The 26,978-nt window shown below is 71.0% G+C and carries 25 protein-coding genes; 13 read left to right on the forward strand and 12 right to left on the reverse strand.

All coding sequences use genetic code 11. The features are described 5' to 3' along the window. The first annotated feature begins 41 nt into the window (after positions 1–41). Positions 42–1,547 (forward strand): NCS2 family permease, encoded by a 1,506-nt coding sequence (locus P3T39_RS26815; protein WP_280701521.1) that lies wholly within the window; start codon positions 42–44, stop codon positions 1,545–1,547. Positions 1,548–1,630: 83 nt separating this feature from the next. Then, the gene (locus P3T39_RS26820; RefSeq protein ID WP_280701522.1) at positions 1,631–2,815 is read left to right on the forward strand and encodes an XdhC family protein; all 1,185 of its coding nucleotides are present in this window, start codon (positions 1,631–1,633) and stop codon (positions 2,813–2,815) included. A gap of 85 nt (positions 2,816–2,900) precedes the next feature. On the opposite strand, the gene P3T39_RS26825 is transcribed toward P3T39_RS26820, so the two are convergent. The 11 genes from P3T39_RS26825 to P3T39_RS26875 all read right to left on the reverse strand — a co-directional run bounded on the left by P3T39_RS26825 (position 2,901) and on the right by P3T39_RS26875 (position 17,248). Further along, complete coding sequence (locus tag P3T39_RS26825; RefSeq protein ID WP_280701523.1) at positions 2,901–4,697, reverse strand: SDR family oxidoreductase; 1,797 nt, start codon at positions 4,695–4,697, stop codon at positions 2,901–2,903. Beyond that, the gene (locus P3T39_RS26830; RefSeq protein WP_280701524.1) at positions 4,694–5,530 is read right to left on the reverse strand and encodes a M24 family metallopeptidase; all 837 of its coding nucleotides are present in this window, start codon (positions 5,528–5,530) and stop codon (positions 4,694–4,696) included. Before P3T39_RS26830 ends, P3T39_RS26825 begins: the two co-directional genes overlap by 4 nt. Positions 5,531–5,553: 23 nt before the next feature. Further along, positions 5,554–6,639, reverse strand: a complete 1,086-nt coding sequence (locus P3T39_RS26835) for a PDR/VanB family oxidoreductase (RefSeq protein ID WP_280701525.1) — start codon at positions 6,637–6,639, stop codon at positions 5,554–5,556. Positions 6,640–6,867: 228 nt separating this feature from the next. Then, a complete protein-coding gene (locus tag P3T39_RS26840) occupies positions 6,868–7,758 on the reverse strand; it encodes a metal-dependent hydrolase (RefSeq protein WP_280701526.1) in 891 nt (296 codons plus the stop codon). 497 nt (positions 7,759–8,255) lie between these two features. Next, complete coding sequence (locus tag P3T39_RS26845) at positions 8,256–9,035, reverse strand: IclR family transcriptional regulator C-terminal domain-containing protein (protein ID WP_280701528.1); 780 nt, start codon at positions 9,033–9,035, stop codon at positions 8,256–8,258. A 460-nt stretch (positions 9,036–9,495) separates the two neighbouring features. Beyond that, positions 9,496–10,956: a catalase gene (locus P3T39_RS26850; RefSeq protein WP_280701529.1), complete on the reverse strand. Its 1,461-nt coding sequence runs from the start codon at positions 10,954–10,956 to the stop codon at positions 9,496–9,498. Positions 10,957–10,997: 41 nt separating this feature from the next. Then, a complete protein-coding gene (gene alc / locus P3T39_RS26855; RefSeq protein WP_348534389.1) occupies positions 10,998–12,251 on the reverse strand; it encodes an allantoicase in 1,254 nt (417 codons plus the stop codon). Positions 12,252–12,270: 19 nt separating this feature from the next. After that, positions 12,271–13,635: an allantoinase AllB gene (gene allB / locus P3T39_RS26860; RefSeq protein WP_280701531.1), complete on the reverse strand. Its 1,365-nt coding sequence runs from the start codon at positions 13,633–13,635 to the stop codon at positions 12,271–12,273. Positions 13,636–13,821: 186 nt separating this feature from the next. After that, positions 13,822–14,964 (reverse strand): glycerate kinase, encoded by a 1,143-nt coding sequence (locus tag P3T39_RS26865; RefSeq protein WP_280701532.1) that lies wholly within the window; start codon positions 14,962–14,964, stop codon positions 13,822–13,824. A 480-nt stretch (positions 14,965–15,444) separates the two neighbouring features. Continuing rightward, entirely contained in the window at positions 15,445–16,332 is an 888-nt protein-coding gene (locus tag P3T39_RS26870; protein WP_280701533.1) for a 2-hydroxy-3-oxopropionate reductase, read from the reverse strand. Positions 16,333–16,375: 43 nt separating this feature from the next. Beyond that, a complete protein-coding gene (locus P3T39_RS26875) occupies positions 16,376–17,248 on the reverse strand; it encodes a TIM barrel protein (RefSeq protein WP_280701534.1) in 873 nt (290 codons plus the stop codon). Between the two features lie 234 nt (positions 17,249–17,482). Here P3T39_RS26875 and P3T39_RS26880 point away from each other — a divergent pair, with 234 nt between their 5' ends. The 9 genes from P3T39_RS26880 to P3T39_RS26915 all read left to right on the forward strand — a co-directional run bounded on the left by P3T39_RS26880 (position 17,483) and on the right by P3T39_RS26915 (position 24,112). Next, positions 17,483–17,761 (forward strand): thiamine-binding protein, encoded by a 279-nt coding sequence (locus P3T39_RS26880; protein WP_280701535.1) that lies wholly within the window; start codon positions 17,483–17,485, stop codon positions 17,759–17,761. Beyond that, a complete protein-coding gene (locus tag P3T39_RS26885; protein WP_280701536.1) occupies positions 17,758–18,141 on the forward strand; it encodes a helix-turn-helix domain-containing protein in 384 nt (127 codons plus the stop codon). Before P3T39_RS26880 ends, P3T39_RS26885 begins: the two co-directional genes overlap by 4 nt. Before the next feature lie 196 nt (positions 18,142–18,337). After that, positions 18,338–18,862 (forward strand): 2-oxo-4-hydroxy-4-carboxy-5-ureidoimidazoline decarboxylase, encoded by a 525-nt coding sequence (uraD, locus tag P3T39_RS26890; protein WP_280701537.1) that lies wholly within the window; start codon positions 18,338–18,340, stop codon positions 18,860–18,862. Positions 18,863–18,912: 50 nt separating this feature from the next. Beyond that, positions 18,913–19,248 (forward strand): hydroxyisourate hydrolase, encoded by a 336-nt coding sequence (gene uraH / locus P3T39_RS26895; protein WP_280701538.1) that lies wholly within the window; start codon positions 18,913–18,915, stop codon positions 19,246–19,248. Between the two features lie 26 nt (positions 19,249–19,274). Further along, positions 19,275–20,189, forward strand: coding sequence for a factor-independent urate hydroxylase (gene pucL, locus P3T39_RS26900; RefSeq protein WP_280701539.1), 915 nt, complete (start codon positions 19,275–19,277; stop codon positions 20,187–20,189). Between the two features lie 335 nt (positions 20,190–20,524). Beyond that, positions 20,525–22,006, forward strand: coding sequence for a nucleobase:cation symporter-2 family protein (locus P3T39_RS26905; protein ID WP_280701540.1), 1,482 nt, complete (start codon positions 20,525–20,527; stop codon positions 22,004–22,006). Positions 22,007–22,070: 64 nt separating this feature from the next. After that, positions 22,071–23,453: an 8-oxoguanine deaminase gene (locus P3T39_RS26910; protein WP_280701541.1), complete on the forward strand. Its 1,383-nt coding sequence runs from the start codon at positions 22,071–22,073 to the stop codon at positions 23,451–23,453. Between the two features lie 246 nt (positions 23,454–23,699). After that, entirely contained in the window at positions 23,700–23,885 is a 186-nt protein-coding gene (locus P3T39_RS37620; protein ID WP_348534387.1) for a hypothetical protein, read from the forward strand. Next, positions 23,798–24,112: an ATP-binding protein gene (locus P3T39_RS26915; RefSeq protein WP_348534388.1), complete on the forward strand. Its 315-nt coding sequence runs from the start codon at positions 23,798–23,800 to the stop codon at positions 24,110–24,112. Before P3T39_RS37620 ends, P3T39_RS26915 begins: the two co-directional genes overlap by 88 nt. On the opposite strand, the gene P3T39_RS26920 is transcribed toward P3T39_RS26915, so the two are convergent. After that, entirely contained in the window at positions 24,084–25,589 is a 1,506-nt protein-coding gene (locus P3T39_RS26920; RefSeq protein WP_280701542.1) for a DUF2079 domain-containing protein, read from the reverse strand. The genes P3T39_RS26915 and P3T39_RS26920 overlap by 29 nt on opposite strands. Positions 25,590–25,725: 136 nt before the next feature. Between P3T39_RS26920 and P3T39_RS26925 the strand changes: the two genes are divergently transcribed. Next, positions 25,726–26,190: a hypothetical protein gene (locus P3T39_RS26925; protein ID WP_280701543.1), complete on the forward strand. Its 465-nt coding sequence runs from the start codon at positions 25,726–25,728 to the stop codon at positions 26,188–26,190. Between the two features lie 76 nt (positions 26,191–26,266). Next, the gene (locus P3T39_RS26930) at positions 26,267–26,446 is read left to right on the forward strand and encodes a hypothetical protein (protein ID WP_280701544.1); all 180 of its coding nucleotides are present in this window, start codon (positions 26,267–26,269) and stop codon (positions 26,444–26,446) included. Positions 26,447–26,978: the final 532 nt, after the last annotated feature.

A 26,978-nucleotide genomic window follows, 5' to 3' on the forward strand; every position in this document is an offset into this window, starting at 1 on the left:
GGCTCGCCCACCCCAACCCCCTTTGACACTTGGGAGTGGACATGACCAGGATCCCCACGGAGCCCGGTACCACTGAAGAAGACAGACCCGCCGTCGACGACTCCCTCACGCCGTCCCCGGCACCATCGTCGACACCGTCCTCGAAGAACGCGCTGGACGCCTACTTCAAGATCTCCGCCCGAGGCTCCACCTTCGGCAACGAGATCCGCGGCGGCCTCACCACGTTCATGGCGATGGCCTACATCCTGCTGCTCAACCCCGTCCTGCTGGGCGGCGCGGACAAGACCGGCGCCCACCTGGACCACGCCCAGCTGACCACCGCTACCGCTCTCGCCGCAGCGGTCACCACCATCCTGATGGGTGTGGTCGGCAACGTACCGCTGGCCGTCGCCGCGGGCCTCTCGGTGTCCGGCGCGCTCGCCAACATGGTCGCCCCCCACACCACCTGGGCACAGGCCATGGGCCTGTGCGTGGTCTACGGCCTCCTGATCATGCTGCTGGTCGTCTCCGGCCTGCGCGAGAAGATCATGAACGGCATCCCGCTGCCGATCAAGCACGCGATCACCATCGGCATCGGCCTGTTCGTCGCCCTGATCGGCCTGGTCAAGGCCGGGTTCGTGCACCACGGCCCGGACCCGTTCGGTCCGCCCGTCTCACTCGGCCCCAACAGCGAGCTCACCGGCTGGCCGGTACTGATTTTCTCGATCACCCTGCTGGCGATCTTCGTCCTGCTGGCCCGCAAGGTCCGCGGCGCCATTCTGGTCGGCATCGCCGGCGGCACCGTGCTCGCGTTCTTCGCCAACGCGACGGTCACCCTCAAGCCGCACACCTGGACCAGCTCCGTCCCGCAGTGGCCCGGCAGCCCGGTCTCCGCACCCGACTTCGGCCTCTTCGGCCACCTCGACCTCTTCGGCGCCTTCGGCAGCCAGGGCATGGGTGCGATCAGCGCGAGCATCGCCGTCTTCGGCCTGGTCCTGGCCGGCTTCTTCGACGCGATGGCGACCATCATCGGCGTCGGTACCGAGGCGGGTCTCGCCGACAAGCAGGGCCGGATGCCGGGTCTGTCCAAGGCCCTGTTCATCGACGGTGCGGGTGGCGCCATCGGCGGGGTCGCCGGTGCCTCGGGACAGACGGTCTTCGTCGAGTCCGCCACTGGTGTCGGTGACGGTGCCCGCACCGGCCTGGCCTCCGTGGTGACCGGATCGTTCTTCGCCCTGATGCTGTTCTTCTCCCCGCTGGCCGGCATCGTCCCGGTCGAGGTCGCCTCCGCCGCCCTCGTCGTGATCGGCTCGATGATGATGAGCCAGGCCCGGCACATCGACTGGTCGGACCGCGAGGTGGCCATCCCGGCTTTCCTGACCAGCGTGCTGATGCCCTTTACCTACAACATCACCGCCGGTGTGGCGGCCGGTGTGCTGTCATACACCGTGATCAAGGCGGGCACCGGCAAGTGGCGCGAGCCCGGTCCGCTGATGTGGATCCTGTCCGCCGTCTTCCTGGTGTACTTCGCGCTCAGCCCGATCAAGGGTCTGCTGGGTGTCCACTAGCACGACCCGCCGTGGTGCGGGGGCCGAGGCTCCCGCACCACGGCACCCCCCTTGTCCCCGACACATGTGAGGAGCCCCCCGAGATGCAGGACATCGCCGAGCAGCTGCAGAGCTGGCACGCGTCGGGGCGCTCCTTCGCCGTCGCCACCGTGGTCGGCGTCTCCGGAAGCGCGCCGCGCGACCCCGGCGCCGCCCTCGCCGTGGACGCCTCCGGCGAGGCGATCGGCTCCGTCTCCGGCGGCTGCGTCGAGGGCGCCGTGTACGAGCTCTGCCGGGAGGCCATCGCCTCCGGCGAACCCGTCCTCGAACGCTTCGGCTACAGCGACGAGGACGCCTTCGCGGTGGGTCTGACCTGCGGCGGAATCCTGGATGTCTTCGTCCAGCCGATCACCCCGGGCGCCGACGCCGCACTCGACGCCGGGATCACCTACATCGCCTCCGGCACCCCCGTCTCGCTCGCCCGCGTGATCGACGGCCCCGCCGGGCTGCTGGGCGCCACCGTCGCCGTCACTGCCGACAGCCACCACGGCACGCTCTCCCCCGCGCCGTCCACCACCGGAGCCCTGGAGCGCGCCGCCGTCGCCCAGACCCGGGCCATGCTGGACTCCGGCCGCACCGGCAGGGTCGTCCTCGGCCTGGACGGACGGCCCTGTGACGATGACGAGCAGGGCACCGTCACCTTCTTCGTGGAGTCCTACGTCCCCTCACCCCGGATGATCGTGTTCGGCGCGGTCGACTTCGCCGCGGCCGTCGTGCGGATCGGCAAGTTCCTCGGCTACCGGGTCACCGTCTGCGACGCCCGGCCGGTCTTCGCCACCGAGCGCCGCTTCCCGGACGCCGACGAGGTCGTGGTCGACTGGCCGCACCGCTACCTGGACTCCCAGCTGGAGAAGATCGACGGCCGCACCGTGCTGTGCGTACTCACCCACGACGCCAAGTTCGACATCCCGCTGCTGGAGCGCGCTCTGCGCCTGCCGGTCGGCTACGTCGGCGCGATGGGCTCGCGGCGCACCCACCGCGACCGCAACGCGCGCCTGCGCGAGGTCGGCCTCACCGACGCCGAGATCGCCAGGCTGCGCTCGCCGATCGGCCTGGACCTCGGCGCCCGTACCCCCGAGGAGACGGCCGTCTCGGTCGCCGCCGAGATCATCGCGCACCGCCGGGGCGGCAGCTGCCTCCCCCTCTCCGCCGGGAACGGACCGATCCACCACGACCTGACCCGCACCGCCGACCCCGACCAGGACAAGCCCCACCCCCACGCGGCCTGATCCTGGCCCAAGCCCCACCCTGGGCCCGCCCGCACCTCAGACACGCGCCGCGAGGCTTCAAGCGCTTCGAGGGAGGTGCGGGGCGTCAGCCCACGTCGAGGCGGGCGGCGCGGCGCAGCAGACCCGGGGAGAGACGGCCGAGCAGGCGGGCGGCCTTGGCCTCGAAGGTGACCGGGACGACGGGTTTTCCGGTGCGTACCGCGCGGAGGATCTCGGTGGCGACCTTCTCGGGCGGGAAGCCCCGGCGGGCGTACATCCTGGACACCCGCTCCTGTTTGGCGGCCTGCTGGGCCGGGGTGAGGCCGGAGAAGGTGGAGGTGCGGGTGATGTTGGTGTTGACGATGCCGGGGCAGATGGCGGAGACGCGGATGCCGTGCGGGGCCAGTTCGGCGCCCAGGCACTCGGAGAGCATCAGTACGGCGGCCTTGCTGGTGGCGTATGCGGCGAGCACCTTGGAGGGCAGATAGGCGGCGGCCGAGGCCAGGTTGACGATGTGTCCGCCCGTGCCGCGTTCGGTCATCAGGGTGCCGAAGGCCCGGCAGCCGTGGATCACGCCCCAGAGGTTGACGTCCAGGACGCGCTGCCACTCCTTCTCGGTGGTCTGCAGGAAGGTCCCGGAGTGGCCGATGCCCGCGTTGTTGACCACGACGTCCGGTACGCCGTGCTCTTCGGCCACCTGCTGGGCGAAGGCGTCCACGGCGGCGCCGTCACTGACGTCGAGGGCGTGGGCGTGGGCGCGGCCGCCGACCAGTGCGCAGAGTTCGGCGGTGCGTTCGGCGGCGGCCGGGTCGAGATCGGCGAGCAGTACGGTGGCGCCCTGCTCGGCGAAGGCGAGCGCGGTGGCCCGGCCGATGCCGCTGCCGCCGCCGGTGATGACCACCAACTGACCGCTGTCCGGCGGCGCGTGGTCCTGCCCGGCGGCGACGCGGCCGACGAACTCCCGGACCATTCCGGCCACCACGGGGCCCTGTTCCAGCAGCGCCGACCAGTGGGTGGCGTTCACGGTGCGCCGGGTGAGCCTGGGCGCCCAGCGCTCCAGGCCCTCGGAGAGGAACTCGCCGACGTAGTGGTCCCGGGCCAGGGTGATCAGCTGGATGGGCACCTCGGTGGGCCGCTCGCGCGGGTGGCGGACGGAGGGCCGCATATTGGCCCGGTACAGCTCGATGCCACGAACCGCGTCCCGCTTGAGCGTTGCCTGCGGGTGACCCGGGCGCGGGGTGACGCCCTCCAGGTCGCGCAGCACCCTCGGCCAGGCACGGGCCAGCCACAGGCGCCAGGCGGCGGGGGCGAGGAAGGGCAGGTGGAAGGCGGTGATGTACCAGGAGTGGGCGCCCTGGACGAGGAGTTGCCGCACATGCCGGGGTGTCGGCCGGCGCAGGCGATGGCGGATCCAGTGGCCCGTGTGGTCGAGCGAGGGCCCGGACATGGTGGTGAAGGAGGCGATCCGCTGCTCGGCACCGGGAGCGGTGACGGCCTCCCAGGACTGCACCGAGCCCCAGTCGTGCGCCACGACGTGCACCGGGTGGTCGGGGCTGACGGCGTCGGCGACGGCGAACAGGTCGGCGCCCAGGCGGTCGAGCCGGTAGCCGGCCCGGGAGTCGGGGACGCCGGACTCCCCCGCGCCCCGGACGTCGTAGCGGACCACGTGGTGGTCCCTGGCGAGGTCGGCCGCGACGTCGTCCCAGACGACATGGGTGTCGGGGTAGCCGTGCACCAGGATCACGGTCGGGCCCTCGGGGTCGCCCTGCTCCCAGACCGCGAGCGGCAGGCCGCCGGAATCGACGGTCCGGCGCGCCGGGGCCGGGAGCGACGGGTGAGGGAGCGACGAAGAAGGAGCGTCGGCGCAGGGCACGAGCGCCCGACGGTTCCGGCGGGTGGTCATCGGACGGTCTCCTTGGGCTGGGTCCAGCGCCGTACGTGCGGCAGGTCGTCGTCGAGCCAGTAGGCATCGTCCTCGGTGACCACCAGCAGCTCCTCGAACTTGATGCCCACCTCGCGGAAGCCGATGTGCGGTTCCACCGCCCAGAGTCCGGGAGTCGGGGCATGGCGGGAGCTGCGGCCGTCCGCCCAGAGCGGGGAGCGGCCGTGCAGGCGTTCGCTGATCAGCTCCCGGCCCAGGGTCTGGAGGGTCCGCACGCCGAAACCGAAGAGGTTGACGCCGGCCGGGCCGCGCGCGGTCGTCCGGGTCACCTGGTGGCCGATCACCCGGCCCGGGTAGACCCGGTGCCGGTTGTCGTAGCCGTGCGCGGCGATCTGCGCGTCCACGGCGGCGTACACCTCGTCGAGCGGCCTGCGGGCCCTGACCTCGCGCAGGATCAGCTCCCGGTACACCTGGAGGTCGGCGGCGAGCCGGTCCCAGATCGGGTTCTCGCCGACCTTGCCGCCGTAGCCGATGTCGGCGGTGTAGCCGTCCACGACCGGTGCGCAGTCCAGGACGTACGGCATGCCCTCGGCCAGGCGGCGGTTGCCGGCGAAGAACTGCAGCGGGGTGTGGAAGTGCCTGAAGGCCGTCCGGTCGCCGAACCAGGCGAACGGGACGTGGAAGAAGTCCTGTACACCCGCCGAGACCAGGCAGCGGCGCAGCTTGGTGGTGGCCTGACGCTCCGTCACCCCAGGCTCGATCCAGGCGGCCACCTGCTCGGCGCAGTGGTACGCGAGCTGCTGGGTCTCCCGGAAGCGGTCCAGGTCACGGTCGTCGAAGGGGAAGCGCGGCATCGGTGAGCTCCTCACTGGTCGAGTCACAGATCCAGGACGAGGGTTTCACCCTCGGCGGCTCGGGAGACGCAGGGCAGCAGGGCACCGGCGGCGTGCTCCTCCTCGGTGAGGCGGCGGTCGCGGTGCTCGGGCACACCGGAGAGCAGCTGCACCCGGCAGGTCCCGCAGAAGCCCTGATGGCAGGAGTAGGGCAGTTCGGGGCGGACCTCGCGGACCACGTCGAGCGCGGATCTGTCGGCGGGGACGGGCAGTTCGGGACCCTCGGCACCGAGGCGGACGGTGAAGGGCCTGCCGTCCGGGACCGGCGCGGCACCGAAGCGCTCGAAGTGCAGGGAACGTGCGGGCGGGGCGTCCAGGGCCGCCTGCACGGCGGCGAGCATCGGCGCCGGGCCGCAGCAGTAGACGGCGGCGCCCGCCGGGGCGTGGGCGAGCAGGTCCACCGCGTCGGGGACGCCCCGGTCGTCGTCCGTGAGCAGGGTGACGCGGCCCGGGTCGAGGGCGCGCAGCTCGTCCGTGAAGGGCATGCTGTCGGCGCTGCGGCCGGCGTGCACGAGGTGCCAGTCGAGGCCGCTGCGGGCGGCCTGACGGGCCATCGGCAGAAGGGGGGTGATGCCTATACCGCCGGCCAGGAGGAGCACGGCGGGCTCGGCGCAGAAGGCGAAGCCGTTGCGCGGCCGACGGGCTGTCAGCCGGGCGCCGACGTGCAGCTCGTCGTGGATCTCGACCGAGCCGCCGCCGCCGTCGGCGATCCGGCGCACGGCGATCCGGTAGGAGCGCGGGTCGGCCGGGTCGCCGCAGAGGGAGTAGTGCCGCTCGCGGCCCGAGGGGAGGGTGAGCAGCAGCCGGGCGCCGGGCTGCCAGCGGGGCAGCGGGCTGCCCGAGGGGTCGGCGAGGTGCAGCTCGACCACGTCGGTGGCGGCCGCCTCGTGCCGGGTGACGACCAGTTGGAGGTCCGGCGTGGGGCGAGGGGCGGGGCGGCGCGGGCTGCGACGGAGCAGCGGACCGCCCAGGGCTGGGCTGTAGCGGTCGCCGAAGGCGGTGATCCGCTGGATGAAGCGGTCGGGCCTGGGGCGGCCGTAGAGGTCGGGAGGCGGGGTGGTGAGGTCCATCCGTTGCGGCTCCGGAACGGTGATGGGCGGGTGGAGGTGAATACCGGGCGGCCGGGGTCGGCCCTTTCAGGGGCGCGGGGGTTCCTGTCGATCGACTGCGTGCGCGACCAGCCATGAACGAAGGTGCACGGTTTCTCGCGCAGTCCCCCGCACCCCTGGGTGGTGATTGGCTGATCACGCGGATTCCGTTGAGGCGGTGCACGGTTTCCCGCGTCCCTGGGGCATGAGTCAGCGAGCGGCGGCGCGGGCGGCCGGGGAGGTGGCGAGGTAGCCGAGGGCCTGGCTGGAGGAGCCCTCCTGGGTAGGGTGGTATCCAGGGCGGAGGTAGCGCAGCCCGGAGCGGATCGACTTCACCGGGTCGGGCAGCAGGCCGCGCCTGACGTGCTGCTGCGCCTCGCGCCAGGTGGGCCTGATCCTCCCCTCCAGGGTCGGGTCGGCGGCCAGCATGAAGCGGACCCCGCGCACCCACAGGTGCACCAGCAGCGGTCCGGAGACCATCATGCCGCGGATCCGGCGCAGGTACCCGGGGTCGAGGTGGACCATCAGGTCGTAGGCGACGCTGCGGTGTTCGACCTCCTCGGCGCCGTGCCAGCGCAGCAGGTCGAGCATGGTCGGGTCGGCCTTGGCCCGGTCCAGCCCTGGGGAGTTGAGTGCCCAGTTGCCGAGGAAGGCGGTGAAGTGCTCGATGGCCGCGACGAAGGCGACCCGCTCGATGATGTTCTCGCGCCGCTGCCGCTCGGTCAGTCCGGGCTTCTCCCCCAGGATGCGGTGGAACAGCCAGCTGATCTGACGGACGTACGGGCGCGGGTCGAGCCCCTGCCCGAGCAGGTGGTCGAGGACCTCCTGGTGCGCCTCGGCGTGGATCGCCTCCTGGCCGATGAACCCCAGTACCTCTTCGCGCAGTTGCTCGTCCCTGATCATCGGAAGCGCTTCCTTGAAGACCCGGACGAACCACCGCTCCCCTTCGGGCAGCAGCAGGTGCAGCACGTTGATGGTGTGGGTGGCCATCGGCTCGTCGGGGATCCAGTGCAGCGGCAGCTGCGACCAGTCGAAGCGGACGTCCCTGGGCTCCAGGACCAGGCTGTCGTGAACGGTCGTGGGCGCGGTGGGGCGGGGCATGGGGAGCCTCCTGACCTGCGAGCGGCGCGGCGATTACCGGCAACCTACTCGCGAGTACCGAGGCCCACAAGGGTTTCGGCCATTCTTATCGACATTGAGTCTAATAAGCTTGCGGCTCAGCCCTCGGGCGCCGGTTGCCCGGCCACGGCCGGCTACTGCCCGGGGGTGAGGGGCTCCTGACGAAGTCGTACGGCCGGGCGCCGGGCGATGATCCGCCGGAGCATGCCCGCGACGCGGGGTCAGCCGCCCGCACGGACCGCGAGCCGCCCCGGGGGTGGGTCAGGACCGCCCGGGGCCCCTGGATGATGCCGCATCAGCGCGCCGCCGAACTCCCGCCGCAGGGCTGGAAGATCCATGTGTCGTTTCGTCACGGCCGGCGCGACACTCGCGGGGGGTCGCCCTTCTCGGCCACGCCGGCCGGACCCTCGGGGACCAGCGGCCGCTCCGGCCGCCCGAGAGCGTGGAGACCGGCTGAGCGAGAGCCCCGGGGGCCCGGGTCAGACCGCCATCGCGATCATCAGCGGTGCGGCCCGCTCGGCGAGGAGGTCGGCGGCCGCGCGCAGGCGGTACATGTCGGTGGCCGGCAGCGAGGTGGCCAGACAGCCGACCGTACTGCCGGCGGTGACCGGGACGGCGGCGCAGACGGTGCCCAGCGCGTACTCCTGGAGGTCCAGCACGGGGACGGTGGCCGGCTGACGCTCCAGACGGTGCATCAGCTGCTCGGCATCGGTGATGGTCCGTGAGGTGAGCCGGGCGACCGGGTGCCGGGAGAAGTGGTCCCGCCGGCCGTCGTGGTCGAGCTGGCTGAGCAGGCACTTGCCGAGGGCGCTGGCATGGGCCGAGGCCCGGAAGTCCACCCACTCCTCGACCGGCGGGGCGTAGTCGGCGGAGGCGACGGCCTCCACCGTCAACTCGCCGTCGTGGTAACGGCTGAAGTAGACGGCCGCGCCCAACTCGTCGCGCAGCTCGGCCAGGGTGCGGTCGAGCCTGGTGCGGAGCAGCTGCCTGCGGTTGTCCTGCCCCAGCAGGGCGAAGGCGCCACCGAGCACCCAGGCGCCCTCCTGGTTGATCAGGTAGCCCTCCAGCTCCAGCACCTCGGCGAGTTCCTGCACCGCCGCGAAGGGCAGCGAAAGTTCGCGGGCGACGACGGTGGACGTGACGCCGCTGCTGTGGCGGTCCACCGTCTCCAGCAACCGCAGGGCTCGCTGAAGCTGACCGAACGGACTCGGGCCACCCTGATCGAGCGTGGTCCGATCGCCCCGGCTCCATGCCGACATGAGGGCCCCCTTCGCGAGCATCCCACCCATCCGCGCGGACCTGCCGCGATACCCCCCAGCCTATCCACGCCCGAACCACCGCACCCCACGCTAGGGCGATATTCGCCCCCACACTGTCAGGCCCACTTGACTGGCATATGCCGCACATTGCACCCGAGACCGATCGGGCAACTGCCCCAGGGGCGACGGGCAACCCCGCACTGTCGTAGAGGTTTTCAGCGGACGCCAGCCCGCCCCTGAATAGTGCAACTGACTGACGGTGAACCAAGGATCCCGTCGCCGTGGGTTACCCGCGCAGTTCCTCGCGCCCCTGTTTGGCTTGGCAGATCATGCGAATTTGGCAGATCATGCGAATGCCGACGGGCCCCTCCCCCACTGCCCTGGGGGGAGGGGCCCGTCGGCGGTCACCCGAGTGCGGGCTCGGGGGACCGTTGAGGGTTGGTCGGGTGGTGCCGTGGTGTCAGTTCTCGTCGCCTGCACGGAGCTTGGCGACGGCGGCCTCCAGGCGGGCGCCGTACTCCTCGTCGGCCGCGTGGAAGTGGGCGAGGTTCTTCTCGATGACGTCGTCTCGCGAGACCTGCGCGAGGAAGCCGGCCAGGTTGTCGATCAGCCGCTCCTTCTCTCCGTCGGACATCAGGCGGTAGAGCTCACCGGCCTGGAAGAAGTCGTCGTCCTTGGTGTGGGCCGGGGTGGTGTAGGTGCCGGTGTAGCCGGAGAGGGCGACCGGGGCGGCCAGGGCGCCGTCCGTCTGGCGCGGGCCGTCGTACGAGTTGGGCTCGTAGTTCTTGCCGCGGCCGGACTTGTTGACGGCCGAGAACCCGTCACGGCCGTAGTTGTTCGCCTCGGTGGCCCTGGGGGCGTTCACGGCGAGCAGGGTGTGGTTGACGCCGAGGCGGTAGCGCTGGGCGTCCGCGTAGGCGAAGAGGCGGCCCTGGAGCATCTTGTCCGGGGACGGGCCGATGCCGGGAACGAAGTTGTTCGGCGAGAAGGCGGCCTGCTCGACCTCTGCGAAGACGTTCTCCGGGTTCTTGTTGAGAACCAGGCGGCCGACCTTCTGCAGCGGGTAGTCGGCGTGCGGCCACACCTTGGTGAGGTCGAACGGGTTGAAGCGGTACTCGGCCGCCTCGGCCACCGGCATCAGCTGGACGTACAGGGTCCAGGACGGGAACACGCCCCGCTCGATGGCCTGGTGCAGGTCGCGCTGGTGGCTGTCGGCGTCGCCGCCGACGACCTCGGCGGCCTGGGCGCCGTCCAGGCTGCGGACACCCTGGTTGGTCTTGAAGTGGTACTTCACCCAGTACGCGTCGCCCTGCTCGTTGACCCACTGGTAGGTGTGCGAGCCGTAGCCGTTCATGTGCCGGTAGGAGGCCGGGATGCCGCGGTCGCCGAAGAGCCAGGTGATCTGGTGGGTCGCCTCGGGGGCGTGCGCCCAGAAGTCCCAGACGTTGTCGGCCTCGGTGATGCCGGTGAAGGGGTCGCGCTTCTGCGAGTGGATGAAGTCGGGGAACTTCAGCGGGTCCTTGATGAAGAACACCGGGGTGTTGTTGCCGACCAGGTCGTAGTTGCCCTGCTCGGTGTAGAACTTCAGCGCGAAGCCGCGCGGGTCACGGACCGCGTCGTTGGCGCCGAGGTTGCCGGCCACGGTCGAGAACCGCAGGAAGACCTCGGTGCGCTTGCCGACCTCGGAGAGGAAGGCGGCCTTGGTGAACTGCGAGACCTCGTCGGTCACCTCGAAGTAGCCGTACGCGCCCGAGCCACGGGCGTGCACCACGCGCTCCGGGATGCGCTCGCGGTTGAAGCGGGCCAGCTTCTCCAGCAGCTGCTGGTCCTGGATCAGCAGCGGGCCGTACTCACCGGCCGAGGCGGAGTTCTGGTTGTCGGCGATCGGGGCGCCGGACTCGGTGGTCAAGATCTTCGACATGAGGGTCCTTCAAGTAGCGGCGGTGCGGAGGTGTTTCGGGATCAGACGCCGAGCAGGCGCCAGATGGCCGAGCGGCGGCGGGAGGACTGCTCGCCGTCGGGGCCGTCGGTCGGCTGCAGAGCAGCGACGGCGGCGGTGGTCGCGGCGGCGTCCGCGAGCGGGCGGGCGGCGGTCAGCGCGGCGGCCTCGGCCTGGTCGAGTCCGGCCTCGGTGAGGGCGGCCTCGGCCTCGGCGGCGGGCAGTGCGTTGAACCAGCGCAGCGCGAGGGTCGCGCGGCCGGCCTCGGTGAGCCTGCCGGTCAGCCGCAGGCGGGCGAGGCCGCCGTCGGGGTAGACGTTGATCCGGACGTGGGTGACGGGACGGTCCGCGGTGAGCCGGAAGCGGTGGCGGGTGTCGGGCTGGAGGCGGGTCCGGGGCAGGATCTCGAACCAGCCGTGGCCGTCGGCAGGGTTGCCACCCTGCGAGGCGTCGTAGCCGACCAGGTCGGCCCAGCCGGGGGCGTTGGCGACGAAGTGGGTGGTGTCCACCTCGGCGGCCAGGACCTCGCCGCCCCCGGCCAGGGCGATCTGTACCCAGTCGTTGGCCTTGTCGCGCCGACGCCGGGTCTCCCAGCCCTCGCCCATGACGGAGGCTCGGCCGGGAGCGTTCAGGTTGTGCGGGGAGGAGAAGTAGCGGTCCGAGGCGGCTTCGGCGACGCCGCCGTACTCCTGGGCGGCGAGGTCGAAGGTGAGACCGTCCAGGTCACGCGGGTCCGGGCGGACCTCGCCGTGCACCCGCAGCCGGGCCACACCGCCGTCCGGCCAGATGTTCAGGCGGACGTGGGTGAAGCGCTGCTCATTGGTGACCTCGAACTCGTGGGCGGTGTCGCCCCGGAGCGGAGTACGGGGTACCAGGTCCACCCACTCGGCGGCCTGGACCGCCTCGGGTGAGGGGTGGCCCGGGACGGAGGCGCCCTGGACCGAGCCGGACTCGGGGTAGTTTCCGGTGAAGTGGGCGGTGTCCACCACCACGCCACGGATCACGCCGGCCGCGCCGAGCCGGACGACCGCCCAGTCGTGGTCCTCGTCGGTGGGGTGCGGCTGCTCGGCCGAGACACCGCGGCGACGGCGGCTCTCCCAGCCGTCCATGATCTGGCCCTTGTGGCCGAAGGTGTGCGGGCGGAACTCGGCCGGCCTGGCGACCAGGAGGTTCTCCGCATCGGCGAAGGTGTCCTCGTTGGTGCCGACGACACCCGCGCCCAGCAGGCGGGAGGCCAGGTTGACCAGCTCGGTGAACGGAGCGCTGGGGGTGTTCACGGTACTCAACTCAAGGCTCCTAATGACGAGTGATCTGGCGGCCGAACGGCTCGGCGTCCACGTTCACGACCCGGCCGCGCAGCCAGGTCGTGCGGACCACACCGGTGAGCGTCCGGCCGGCGTACGGGGTCACGGGGTTGCGGTGGTGCAGCGCCTGCGCGCGCACCGCGAACTCCGCGTCAGGATCGAAGGCGACCAGGTCGGCATCGTGGCCGACGGCGATGGCGCCCTTGGTACCGGTCAGGCCGACCAGCGAGGCGGGCCCGCCGGACATCCAGCGGACCACGTCCTCGAGGCTGTGGCCGCGCTTGCGGGCCTCGGTCCAGATGGCCGGCAGACCGAGCTGGAGGGAGGCGATACCGCCCCACGCGGCCGCGAAGTCGCCGCTGCCGCCGTAGCGCTGAAGTTCCTTCAGATCCGGAGTGGACGGCGAGTGGTCGGACACGACCGCGATGAACTCGCCGTTCGCCAGGGCCGCCCAGAGCTCGTCGCGGTTGGACTCGTCGCGGATCGGCGGGCAGCACTTGAAGGCGGTGTCGCCGTCCGGCACCTCCTCGGCCGCGAGGGTGAGGTAGTGCGGGCAGGTCTCGGCGGTCACCCGGACGCCGTCCTCGCGGGCCCGGCGCAGCAGCGGCAGCACGGCGGCGGCGGAGACGTGCAGGATGTGGACGCGGGCGCCGGTGCGGCGGGCGGTGTCCAGCAGCCGGGCCACGGCGGCCGTTTCGGCGTCGGCGGGCCGGGAGGCCAGGAAGTCGCGGTAGTGCACTCCGGGCTGCTGCGGGGCGGCGTCAAGGACGGCGGGGTCCTCGGCGTGGATGATGGCCAGCGCGCCGATCCGGGCCTGCTCCGCGAGGGCGATCTCCAGGTCGGCCTGCTCGACGTGCGGGAACTCGTCCACGCCGGAGGGGGCCAGGAAGCTCTTGAAGCCGAAGACCCCGGCTTCGTGCAGCGGCTCCAGGTCGGCCGCGTTGCCGGGTATCGCACCGCCCCAGAAGCCCAGGTCGATCCAGGACTGCCCCTCGGCGGTCTTCCGCTTGGCTGCCAGGCCGTCCACCGTGGTGGTGGGCGGGACGGAGTTCAGCGGCATGTCGATGATGGTGGTGACACCGCCGGCCGCGGCGGCCTTGGTGGCGGTGGCGAAGCCCTCCCACTCGGTGCGGCCCGGCTCGTTCACATGGACGTGGGTGTCCACCAGGCCGGGCAGCAGCACGGTGTCGCCGAGGTCGGTCAGGTCCAGGCCGTCGGTCGGCAGGGAGCCGTGGGCGGCGATCCGCTCGATTCGGCCGTCTCTGATCAGCACATCAGCGGGATGCTCGCCGTCCGGCAGTACGACACGGCGGGAGCGGATCACCACGGTGGTGGGTGGCGTCTCGCTGAGGGGCATCTGGACCTCCGGGCAAGGCCGAATCTTCGGGACCAATGGGTGGAATCTGGGGGTCGCTGAGAGCGGACAGGCAGTGCCGAGGCGGCAGTTGACGGTCTGATCATCAGACTTGCTGCTGCGATGGCTCGGAGCCTAGGCCCGCCTTCAACAAAACGTCAATGTAGGAAGCTACGAGGCGCGTGGTGGTCAGCCGGCCAGCAGTTCGGCGGCCAGCCGCTCCCCCGCCGCCTCGGCCAGCTCGGCGGCCCTGGTCATACTGTCGCCGGGCAGCTCGGCCAGGTCGGTGAGGGCGATCGCGGAGACGAAACCGGCCGTGCGCCACTCCTCCTCCGACAGTTCCACTCGCCCTGCCACAGCGGCCACCCGAACCCCCGCCCGAGTGGCCGCCGCGGCAACGCCGGCGGGGGCCTTGCCATGGAGCGTCTGCGCATCCAGACAGCCCTCGCCCGTCACGACGAGGCGCGCCCCACGCACAGCCTCGTCGAAACCCAGCAGTTCGAGGAGAAGCTCGATGCCGGGTCGCATGGTGGCGCCGAGCAGGGCCAGGGCGGCGAAGCCGACCCCGCCTGCCGCCCCGGCGCCGGGGGCGTCACGGAAGTCCTCACCGGTGGCTTCTCGGACCACGTCCGCCCACCGGCTGAGCCCCTCCTCCAGGACCACCAGGTCCTCGTCCTCCGCGCCCTTCTGCGGACCGTAGACGGCGGTCGCGCCGCGCGGGCCGAGCAGGGGGTTGTCCACGTCGCAGGCGACGACGATCTCGACACCGTCCAGCGAGTCGGCGAGCGGGCCGAGGTCGAGGGCCGCGAGCCTGCGCAGGGCCGCGCCGCCGGGGGCGAGCTCGGCTCCGTCACGGTCGCGCAGGGCCGCGCCGAGCGCCTGGACCATTCCGGCGCCGCCGTCGGTGCAGGCACTGCCGCCGAGGCCGAGCACGATCCGCTTGGCGCCCAGCGCCACCGCCCGGCCGATCAGCTGGCCGACGCCGAAGGAGCCGGCCGCGAGCGGCGCGGTACGGCCGCCGGGCAGTCGGGCCAGGCCGGAGGCCTGGGCCAGCTCGATGACGGCGATGTCGTCCCTGACCGCGATCGCGGCGTCCACCGGCAGGCCGGTGGGACCCGCGACCTTGGCGGCCACCCGGGTGAATCCGGCGGCCAGCGCGGCGGCCAGGGTGCCCTCGCCGCCGTCCGCGACGGGCAGTTCGCGAACCTCGACACCGGGGGCGGTACGGCGGATACCGGCCGCGATCCTGGCGGCGACCTCGGCGCCCTCCAGGGTGCCCTTGAACTTGTCGGGAGCAACGACCACATGGCCCTGAGTGGGGGTGGCGGGCATGGTGTGGGCCTCTCTTCCGATCACTGAACCGAACTTGCACTATCCAGGGGCTCGGGGCCACCGAGCGGTTGCCGAGCCCCTGACGGTTGCCCGATCGCCCTGGGTGAAGCCCCCTCCCCGCCGTTCCTCTCGTCCCGCTTCCGACGTACGAGAGGCTCCCCTCGGCGAGGGAGGGGGCCGGGCGGGGCGCGCCGGCACGACCGAAGTGCCCCCGGGAGGGTCGCGCGCCGCCGGCTTGGAGCGACCGGCAGAGGGCGGACGGGCCACAGCCCGTCTGCCGGTCGGATCTGGCCTCCTGGTGACGCGGGCACGACCGGACAGGTACACGCCACCAGGAGGAGTCTGTGGGTACTGCGCTGTGCTGATCCCGTGCCGGGGCGCGATTGTCAGGGCGCACCCCGGCACGAAGTACCTGTCCGGCGGGCTTGGACCGACCGGCAATAGGGGTCGCGACGCCGCGGGCCCTATTGCCGGTCGGTCTTACTTGACCTCGCGGCCGGAGAGCCGCTCGACGCCGCGCAGCAGGGCCGAGTGGTCGAGCGAGCCGTCGCCGTTGGCGCGGGCCGAGGCGACCAGCTGGGCGACGACCGCACCGACCGGCAGGGCGGCACCGACGGCACGGGCCGCGTCGGTCACGATCCCCATGTCCTTGTGGTGCAGGTCGATGCGGAAGCCGGGAGCGAACTCGCGGTTCAGCATGTTGCCCTTCTTGCGGTTGAGCACGGTGGAGCCGGCCAGGCCGCCGCCGAGCACGTCCAGCGCGGCGGCCAGGTCGACGCCCGCGTTCTCCAGGAAGACCACGGCCTCGGCCAGGACCTGGATGTTGACGGCCACGATCAGCTGGTTGGCGGCCTTCACGGTCTGGCCCGCACCGGCCGGGCCGACGTGGATCACCGTGGTGCCCAGGGCGTCGAAGAGCGGCTTCGCCTCGGCGAAGTCCGAGGCCTCGCCGCCGACCATGATGGACAGGACGGCCTCGACGGCGCCGGCCTCGCCACCGGAGACGGGGGCGTCCAGGGTGCGGATGCCCTTCGCCTTGGCCTCGGCCTCGACCTTGATGGAGGTCTGCGGGGTGATCGAGGACATGTCGATCACGAGGGCACCGGCGCTCGCGTTCTCCAGGACACCGCCCTCGCCCAGGATGACCTGCTCGACCTGCGGGTCGGCCGGGACCATGGTGATGACGACCTCGGCGTCCTTCACCGCGTCGGCGATGCCGGTGGCACCGTGGCCACCGGCCGCCACCAGGGCGTCGATCGGCCCCTGGGTGAGGTTGAAGCCGGTGACATGGTGCCCGGCCTTGACCAGGTTGGCGGCCATCGGGCTGCCCATGATGCCGAGGCCGATAAAAGCGATCTTGCGGCTCATCGCGTCGCGTTCCTTCGTACGTGGAGGGGTGGGGTGGGGACTGCTACGGTCGCGGCTGGTCGGAACGCAGCTCGCGGGGCAGCCACTCGAAGCCGTCGGCGCTGACGCCGCTCGACGGGCGGTACTCCAGGCCGATCCGGCCGCCCGCGGCGGAGCCGCCGACCGGCCCGTAGCCGGCTGCGGTCAGCCGGGCGAAGAGGTCCTCGAAGTCCAGCTCGCCGGTGCCGGGCTCGTTGCGGCCCGGGTTGTCGGCGATCTGCACATGGCCGAAGCGGTCGGCGTATTCGTCGATGACCGCGACCAGGTCCTCGCCGTTCCTGGCCAGGTGGTAGAAGTCGCAGAGGAACTTGGCGTTGCCGAGGCCGGTGGCGGCGTTGACCTTGTCCACGATCTCGACGGCGGCAGCTGCGGAGACCAGCGGGTAGTCCGGCGCCTCGGGCCTGTTGAGGGCCTCGATCAGCAGGATCGCGCCGATGGAGTGGGCGGCCCGGGCGGCCAGAACGAGGTTCTCCAGCGCGAGCTCGTCCTGCTCGGCCGGGTCGACTCCCTCGATCCGGTTGCCGTAGAGGGCGTTGAGCGCCTTGGTGCCGAGCGACTCGGCGAGCGAGACGGCCACCGGGATGTTCTCGCGGAAACGCCCGCTCTCGGCCGGGACCGAGAGGGTGCCCTTGGCGACGCCGGTGGCGAGGTCGTCCAGGAAGTTGAGGCCGGTGAGCTGTACGCCCGCGTCGGTGAAGGCCTTACGGAGCTCGTCCTGATCGGCCTGCGAGGGGGTGTGGTTCAGACCGAAGGGCCACCACAGCTCAGCGGCGGTGAAGCCGGCGGCGGCAGCGGCGGCCGGGCGCTCCAGAAGGGGAAGCTCGCTGAACAGGATCGACAGGTTGACCGTGTAGCTGTGCTTGGAGGCGGCAGTCACGTCAATCACCTCTCACTCTCTTCCGTCATCCGCAACTTCCACGATCCGGAAGAGGGATTCTGCTTGGTGGAAGCATGTCCGGGGATGCTCCGGGGTGTCAAGGCCGTCACAACAATTTGTTGAAGCAGCCGTGCCTTTCATGACATGCGATGAACGGCCACCGGCCACACCGGGGTCCCACTGTCCGATCGCCCAGCCCCTCCCGAACGCGAGGTCGCTCGCTAGAGTGAGCGGGTGCGATTGATGGTGGAGTTCACGACAGAACCGTTCGAACTGGACACATTCCCGGAGCATGCGGTGGCCGCCCGGCGGGTGGTGGACGAGGCGGACCTGGAGGTCGCCGTCGGCCCGTTCGGCACCGGGGCGAAGGGCGAGGCCGAACAGGTCCTGGCCGCCGTCTCCAAGCTGCTGCGGGAGACCCTGGACGCCGGGGCCACCCGGATCTCCGTCCAGATCAGCGTCCTCGGCGAGGACGTGAAGGCGAAGAGCCCGGAAGGAGTGGGTACGCAGTGAGCAATGCCCTGGAACACCCGCTCGCCTCGGCGATAAAGCCGCTGCTGGAAGCGGTCGGCGCCACCCAGGTCGAGCTGGATCAGGCCCGGCCCGACGATGTCGTCCTGGAGTGGGAGGGCGTACCGGCCGTGGCCGTCCGCCTGCCGCACCTGAGCAGCGCCCTGGACCGCCTGCTGGCCGAGATGACCCGCCAGTTCGACGGCCGCGCACTGGCCGATCTGGACCGCTGGGAGAAGCAGCGCGTGGTCGCCCTCCTGGAGGAGCGCGGCGCCTTCACCGTCCGCCATGGTGTGGAGACGGTGGCTTCGGCGCTCGGCGTCAGCCGGTTCACGGTGTACAACTATCTGAACCGACAGCAGGACGACACCAGGACCAGCTGATCCCGGGCCGCCCTCGCCGGGTTTGCCCAGTCTGTCCCGGCCCTGCCGACGGGCGCACTTGGCGAATCGCACACGAAAAGGGCCCGTAACCCGGCCCGTCCCAAAACTTAACCACCAACCGTTCAACAAAGTGTTGACGCTCGGGGGTGGTGGATCTAGCTTTTGCGAGTGGCACCACTCTTCAGGAGGTCCACCCGTGACCAACCACCCCCAAGCGTCCCCTGACGCAGCCGGCGCCCTCAGCGCGCTGGCGGCGGCTCCCGCCGCCGAGCTGACGGAGACCCTGCTGGAGATCTGCTCCAGCCCCAGCTGGGCCGAGGCCGTTGCGGCCGCCCGGCCCTGGGCCGACCGGGACGCCCTCCTGGCCGCCAACGCGGCGGCCATGGCGGCACTCACCGTCCAGGACCTGAACGACGCGATGGCCGGCCACGCCCGGATCGGCAAGCCCAAGGCGGGCGACGCCACCTCCGAGCGCGAGCAGGCCGGCATCCGGGGTGTGGAATCCGCACTCCTCGATGAACTGCACGAGGCCAACGCCGCCTACGAGGCGAAGTTCGGCCATGTGTTCCTGATCTGCGCGACCGGCCGGACCGCCGGGACCATGCTCGCAGCACTGCGCGAGCGCTACCCCCATGACGCCGCCGCCGAGGCGGAGATCGTCCGGGGCGAGCTGCGCAAGATCAACGACATTCGCATCAACCGACTGCTGGACGAGTCCTAGGATTCGCCCGACAGCTCGTCAATCCTGCCATCAGTAAGGTCACTTCACCCATGACTGGCATCTCCACGCACGTGCTCGACACCAGCCTCGGCCGCCCGGCCGAGGGTGTCCCGGTCGAGCTCGCACTGCACACCGAGGGTGGCTGGACGGTGCTCGGCACCTCCGCCACGGACTCCGACGGCCGGGCCAAGGACCTGCCGGCCGTGGAGGCGGGCTCGGTCGTCCGGCTCCAGTTCGACACCGCGGCCTACTTCGCCGGGCAGTCGGACCGGACGCCGTTCTTCCCCGAGGTCTCGATCGTCTTCACGGTCGCGCCCGCGCAGCACCACTACCACGTGCCGCTGCTGCTCAACCCGTTTGGCTACTCGGTCTACCGCGGAAGCTAGACCGCTTACTGCTTAGGAGCCACGTCATGGCCCACGTGCTCGGTCAGAACCAGTACGGCAAGGCGGAGAACCGCATCGTCCGGATCTACCGTGACAGCACCCGTCACGAGATCAAGGACCTGAACGTCTCGGTCGCCCTCTCCGGCGACTTCGAGGACGTCCACCTCACCGGCTCGAACGCCAACTGCCTGCCCACCGACACCACCAAGAACACCGTCTACGCCTTCGCCAAGGAGCACGGCATCGACTCGGCGGAGGGCTTCGGCATCACGCTGGCCCGCCACTTCGTCGACAGCACCGAGCCGGTGCGCCGCGCCCGGATCCGGATCGAGGAGTACGCCTGGGACCGGATCAAGACTCCGGACAACAGCTCGCGCTTCATCGGTTCGGAGGAGGTCGGCCACTCCTTCGTCCGCAGCGGTCAGGAGACCCGCACCACCGAGATCGTCTACGACGGCGAGAGCGTCCAGGTGATCTCCGGCCTCAAGGACCTGATCGTGATGAACTCCACCAACTCGGAGTTCTGGGGCTACATCAAGGACAGGTACACCACCCTGCAGGAGGCCTACGACCGGATCCTGGCCACCCAGGTGACGGCCCGTTGGAAGTACTCCTTCAGTGGCAAGGAGGGCGAGGCCCAGCCCAACTGGAACCGCTCCTACACCCATGTGAAGCGCCACATGCTGGAGGCCTTCGCCGAGACCTACTCCTACTCGCTGCAGCAGACCCTGCACGCGATGGGCACCCGGGTGCTCAACAACCGCGCCGAGGTGGACGAAGTCCGCCTGGAGCTGCCGAACAAGCACCACTTCCTCGTCGACCTGGAGCCCTTCGGCCTCAAGAACGACAACGAGGTCTACTACGCCGCCGACCGCATGTACGGGCTCATCGAGGGCACCGTGCACCGCGAAGGCGTCGTCCCGGTGATCCCGGTCGCCTGACCTTCCCCCGCCACATGGCCACCGCCCGGTACCGCCGCACCCTCCGGACCCGCCCGTCCGTCACCCGCCGCCGCCCTCCCAAGGGCGCGCCGCGCGCGACGCCTCCGGGATCCGGACGGTATCGGACGGCCTGCAACACCCTTGCACAGTGCACCACTTGTTTCTCCACCCCCACCAACCGGAGATCGTGCTCGCCTCATGGCGGCCGGCCCGGGGTGCCGGAGAGGCTGCCCGAGGGACTCTTGCACCGCCGTCCCGCCCTCGGACAGCCTGAATCCTTGCCAACTCCAGCGCCACGGGCACGCCGGAGGCCACGAGCACAAGAGGGGCTCGACATGGCACTCCGCTCCACCCGTACCAAAGACGGCGGTTCCACCCCTGACAGACCTTCACGGTCGGACGGAGTGTCAACCAGCCTCCCCGATACTCCGTCCGGCCGTGAGGTCCACCCCGTGGACGAGCTGCTCCCGCCGACGAGACTGTTCACCACCGGCCTTCAGCACGTCGCCGCGATGTACGCGGGCGTGGTCGCGCCCCCGCTCATCGTCGGCGCCGGTGTGGGTCTGACCCCCACCGAGCTCGCCCTGCTCATCTCGGCCAGCCTGTTCACCGCGGGTCTGGCCACCCTGCTCCAGACGCTGGGTCTCTTCCAGTCCACGGAGTGGGCGCGCATCGGTGCGCGGCTGCCGTTCGTGAACGGTGTCTCGTTCGCCGGTGTCGCACCGATGCTCGCCATCGCCAAGGAGCGTGGCCCGAAGGACGCCCTTCCGGTCATCTTCGGGGCGGTGATCGTCGCGGGGCTCCTGTGCTTCCTCGCGGCACCGTACTTCAGCAGGCTCATCCGGTTCTTCCCACCGGTCGTCCAGGGCACCGTGATCACCCTCATCGGGGTGTCCCTGCTTCCGGTGGCCGTCAACTGGGCTCGCGGCGGCTCGCCGGGCGCGCCCGGTTACGGCTCCGCCAAGGCCATCGCTCTCGCCGCGTTCACCCTCGCCGCGGTGGTCCTGTGCAACCGGCTGCTGCGCGGTTTCTGGCAGCAGCTCTCGCTTCTCGTCGGGCTGGCGATCGGCACCCTGGCCGCCCTCCCGCTCGGACTCACCGACTTCGGCCCCGTCGAGGGCGCGAGAATCTTCGCGCTCCCCTCCCCGTTCCACTTCGGCGCACCGGTCTTCGACGTCACCGCGATCGTCTCGCTCTGCATCGTCATGGTGGTCTCGATGACCGAGTCCACCGCCGACATGCTGGCACTCGGCCGGATCGTCGACCGCAATGCCGACGAGACGACCCTGACGGCGGGACTGCGGGCCGACGGCCTGGCCACGGCGCTCAGCCCGGTGTTCAACGGGTTCGCGTGCAGCGCCTTCGCCCAGAACATCGGTCTGGTGGCGCTGACGAGGATCCGCAGCCGTTTCGTGGTCGCGGCCGGCGGCGGCATCCTGATCGTGCTGGGCCTCTTCCCGGTGCTCGGCTCGATGGTCTCGCTGGTACCGCCGCCCGTCCTGGGCGGTGCCGGGATCGTGCTCTTCGGCACGGTCGCGGCCAGCGGCATCCGCACCCTGGCGGAGGCCGGGATGGACTCCAGCGCCAACACCATCCTGGTGTCGGTGTCCCTCGGGGTCGGCATCATCCCGATCGCCTCCCCCGACTTCTACACCCCCTTCCCGGAGGCCGTCCGCACGCTGATGCACTCCGGAATCTCGGCCGGCTGCATCATGGCCGTCCTGCTCAACCTGCTCTTCCACCACGTCGGTGTCCACCGCCAGGCCGAGGCCGGCGAGACATCCGCCGCGACGGTGCCAACGGCGACACCGTCCTGACCGGCCGGGGGGCGCGTGCACCGCTCACCGCGCGCCCCCGGCCCTCCCCCATAGGAGTCACACCATGGCAGTCCAGCCCCCGCCCGCAGACCAGCGGATCGTCATCGAGAACGTCGCCATCGCCACAGTCGACGCCAACGACACCGAGTACGCCCGCGGTCACGTGGTCATCCTCGGCAACAGGATCGAGTCGGTCGGCAACGGCCCCGCCCCGCAGTGGCTGGACAACGTGGTGCGCCGGATCAACGGCGAGGGCCACCTGATCACCCCGGGTCTGGTCAACACCCACCACCACTTCTACCAGTGGATCACCCGCGGCCTGGCCCAGGACAGCATCCTCTTCGACTGGCTGGTCGCCCTCTACCCGATCTGGTCCCGGATCGACGACCGCCTGGTCCACGCCGCCTCGCAGGGCTCCGCCGCCGCGCTGCTCAAGTCCGGCTGCACGACCGCCAGCGACCACCACTACGTCTTCCCGCAGGGCGGCGGCGACATCCTCGGCGCCTCCATCGAGGCCGTCGGCGAGCTCGGCATGCGCTTCACCGCGCTGCGCGGCTCGATGTCCCGCGGCAAGAGCGACGGCGGCCTGCCGCCGGACTTCGCGGTCGAAAAGACCGAGGACATCCTGATCGCCTCCGAAGCGGCCGTCGACCGCTGGCACGACTCCTCCTTCGGCTCGATGCTGCACGTCGCCATCGCGCCCTGTTCCCCCTTCTCAGTCACCACGGACCTGATGCGCGAGGCCGCCGAACTCGCCCGCCGCAAGGGCGTACGCCTGCACACCCACGGCTCGGAGGCGGCCGAGGAGGAGCAGTTCTGCAAGGAACTGTTCGGCATGGGCCCGACCGACTACTTCGAGTCGGTGGGCTGGCTCGGCGAGGACGTCTGGATGGCGCACTGCGTCCACATGAACGACTCCGACATCGCCAAGTTCGCCGAGACCGGCACCGGTGTCGCGCACTGCCCGTCCTCGAACGCCCGGCTGGCCGCCGGTATCGCCCGTGTCCCCGACATGCTGACGGCCGGTGTCCCGGTCGGCCTGGGCGTCGACGGCACCGCCTCCAACGAGTCCGGCGAACTCGGCACCGAGCTGCGCAACGCGCTGCTGATCAACCGTCTGCACGGCCGCCCCGACGCGCTGACGGCCCGCTCGGCACTGCGCCTGGGCACCATGGGCGGCGCCCGGGTGCTCGGCCGTCAGAACGAGATCGGCTCCATCGAGGTCGGCAAGCTCGCCGACCTGGCCCTGTGGAAGATCGACGGCATCATGCACTCCTCGATCGCCGACCCGGTCGCCGCCCTCACCATGGGCGCCCTGCCGCCGCTGGCCACCCTCTTCGTCAACGGCAACGCCGTGGTCGAGAAGGGCAACCTGACCACCGTCAACGAGGACCAGATCGCGCTGGCCTGCGCCCGCGCCGCCAAGGAGCTCGCCTCCCGCGTCTGATCCTCCCCGCAGACTCCGGGCCGCGTCAGGGACGGCGCGTCTCCCGGACTCCTCCCGGCCCCTACACCGGGAGGAGCGCAGCCCCGGACCCACGGCGAGGGCCCGGGGCTGTGACATGCCGACAGTTGTGACCTGCCGTCAGCTGGACGGAGCTGCCTATGCTGACGCGATGCGGATCTGGCGGCGGATATCGGTACGGATGCGGCCGAGCAGATCGCCGAACGTGCCTTCATCGGGAAGCGGCCCGTGCAGGTGCGCGCCACCGCGCTGGAGCCGGCTGCCGTCGCGGGCAGTGAGCTGCTGCTGGGCCGGCTGGTGCGCAATCTGCTGGACAACGCCTGCCGTTGCGCCGCCACCGAGGTCCTGGTCTCGCTGCGGACGGAGGCGGGGGTGTCCGGCGCCGACCGGGCGAGGCCGGGTGGGCCGTCCTGACGGTCGGCGACGACGGCCCCGGCATTCCGGCAGCCGAGCGCGAGCGGGTCTTCGAACGGTTCGTGCGGCTGGACTCCGCGCGCGACCGGGCGGACGGCGGCGCCGGACTCGGCCTGGCCCTGGTACGCGGCATCGCCCACGACCTCGGCGGCACGGCGGCTGCGGTCGAGCCCTCGACCGGCACCGGTGCGGAGCTGGTCATCCGGCTGCCCATCGGTACACCGTGACCCCGCCACCCATGGCCACCGTCCGGTAGCCCATCGCGGGCAGCGCCTCCCTGAACTGCTTCTGCTCCGCCGCCGGAACGGGGAAGTCGTCCGGGTCGTCCAGCGCCGCCACCCAGTCCGCGGTGGGCCTGTTCCACGGCGCCGCCCCGCCCGGCGGCGTCAGATACGGGAAGAGCGAGACGGTGCAGCGCTCCGTCAGCTGAGGCGCCAGATGGTTGGCGGCAGCCACCGTCACACCGTCCGGTATTGCCGCCAACACCCTTTTGACCACGGCGACTTGTGGCGTCGGCGCCGCCAGTGAGGGCACCGGAAGCATCGCAGCGGCCACCACCAGGGCGCCGACCGGCGCCAGCCCCACGGCGATGGCGCTCCTGCTGCGGGTGCCGGGTGCGGCGGTGCGGACCGGCCGCGTCAGGGTGGTCACCGCACCCCCGCCACCCGAGGGCGAGGGAACCCCCGCGCCGTCGTAGCGGGCCGGTCGCGCACTCGGTTTCTCAACCAGCGCCCCGCGCCCCGGAGCGTGGCCCAGGCGGCGCAGCCCGTCGACGAAAGCCAGGAAGAGCACCGGCATCAGCACCGCGTTGTAGTGGTGAAGTGTGTCCCAGTACCCCGGGTTGAGGGACCAGAACCTCGCCGCGAGCGGCAGCACCAGCAGCAGACAGAGCGGCGAGCACAGCGCGAGCAGCAGCGTCGGCGCCAGCAGGACGGCCGCCAGCGTCCACTTGTCGCCCGGCAGCAGCAGGCGGGCCACCGGGTTGCCACCCGTCCACTCCCCCGACTCTGCGTAGGTGTAGACGCCCTCCGGGTTCGCGAGCGGGACCAGGACCAGGACGGCCAGCGCCATCGCCATTACTGCCGCCACGGCAAGTCCCGCGCCGAGCCGGCGGTGTCCCCGCACGAAGAGACAGGCGCCGATCCCGACCACCAGGAGGCCCTGGTCCTCCTTGACCAGCAGCAGCGGCAGCGCCCAGCACATGGCCGCCACCGCCCGGTCGCACACCAGCGCCTCCACGGCGAAGGCGGCCAGCGGCACTGCGAAGGCCACCTCGTGGAAATCGAAGGCGAGCGTGGCCCACAGCCCCCAGGACAGCCCGTACGCAAGCCCGATCGCCGCGCCGCCCCACCGGCCCACCGTCCGCATCGCCAGCCTGGTCACCGGGAGCGTCGAGGCTGCCAGCAGCGCGGCCTGGGCGAGCAGCAGCGTCACCGCCCCCGGAAAGAGCCGGTACACGGGCGCGAGCAGCGCGAGGATCGGGCTGAAGTGGTCGCCGAGCAGGTTGTAGTCGGCGCCCTTGAGCGCCACCAGCGGCCTGCCGAGCCCCGCGTAGCCGCGCACCGCCTCCTCGAAGATCCCGAGGTCGAATCCGCTGGTCTCCATCCGCAGATGACGCCCAACCGAGACAGCGCCGTAGACCGCGAACAGCACCAGCGCCAGCACAAGGCGGAGCCGGCGGTCGGTGGAAGATCGGATGTTCATACGCGCCGACGCTAGGAGGACCGACCTGAAAGGTTCCTGAACGAACCTGAAGATCCATTCAGACACCCCACCCGATGACGGCATCGGATGGCCTGGCTTGTGCCGGATTGTCCAACTCACCTTGCAGGCTGGCCCATTGAGTGCGAAGCTTCCGCCTCAAGCGGTCGCTGGCTCGAAGGAAGCAGGGCGACTACCGGGGGAGGATCTGGGCATGACAGGAAGTCTCATCCGGATTGGATACCTACTCGCCTTTCTGGTGGTCACACTGGCAACGGTGCTCAATCCCGACCTGTTCAGTCCAGAAGTCTGGCTCCTGGCGGTGGCAGCCGAGTTGGCCGCCGGCCTGCTGCTACTGAGCCTCCTGACGGCGGTGCTGCCCCGTCGACTCCAGATTTCCACAGCCGGCGCACTGCCCACTTCCGCCGCCCAACGACGGCGACTGGACAGCCTGTTGGTGGCGCTTCGGTTGATCAAGCCTCGATCGGCCGATCTCGATGTCGCAGCTCTCGGCGCCGGCATCGGCCTGTACGCCCGCGCAGTCCGTACGGACACCGGGCGGCAGGCGATGTGGGGTGCTGCTCATGTCCACGGCGGCGGCTGACGGGAACGGTCTGATCCGGTGGCGCAGGCAGGGACTGGGGATCGACACGGTGCAGGGCCCGTATACGCTGACCCGCGTGGCCGACTCACCAGTCGGCGCGATCGCCCGTCGGCTTCGCGCCACCGAGACGGTACGGCTCTCCGGCACCGGCGAGTTGTCGATTACGGTCCAGGTGACCCCAATGGACCTTCTGGTACTCCAACATGTCGTGACGGTCTCCCAGTCAGCCGACGGGAGCCCGGCGCCTCAGGCGTGACAGAGACCTGTACTCCGCCTGTTCGGCCTCGCGCATTCGCGGAGTAGGCGGTCTTTGCCCGACGCCGTAGCCGGGTTGCGGTCGTGCATGGCCAGGGGACCGTACGCTGGCCCGACGGCGGGCAGGCCCTTGCCTGCCCGCCGCTCTGCCCCGCAGCCCCTGGTCCTGCCCAATGCGGGCACCGGTCCGAGTAGTGGCTCGAGCACGCTTCGCCGCCCGATCCGTGCCTGCGCGCCGAGCCCCGCTATGGAACGTCGGCGTCGGCCCGCCCCGACCGGCGTGAGCCACGGCCTTCCCGATCAGCGCCAACTCGGAAACACGGATCGGATGCTGGCCGATCTCGGCGTCCCGCGCTAGGCACTGTCCTGGCGATCACGAGCGGAGCCAGATCACCAACGCCGCGGCTGTGACCGTGCCCAGGAATACGTAGGCCCGTTTGATGCCCCTATGGATGTCAATCGGCTGACGCTGGTGCAGGGGTCGGATTCCTGGCTGCGGTGATGAGTTGGTAGATCTCGCGGGCGACGTAGCG

Source organism: Kitasatospora sp. GP82, assembly GCF_029892105.1.
GTDB lineage: Bacteria > Actinomycetota > Actinomycetes > Streptomycetales > Streptomycetaceae > Kitasatospora.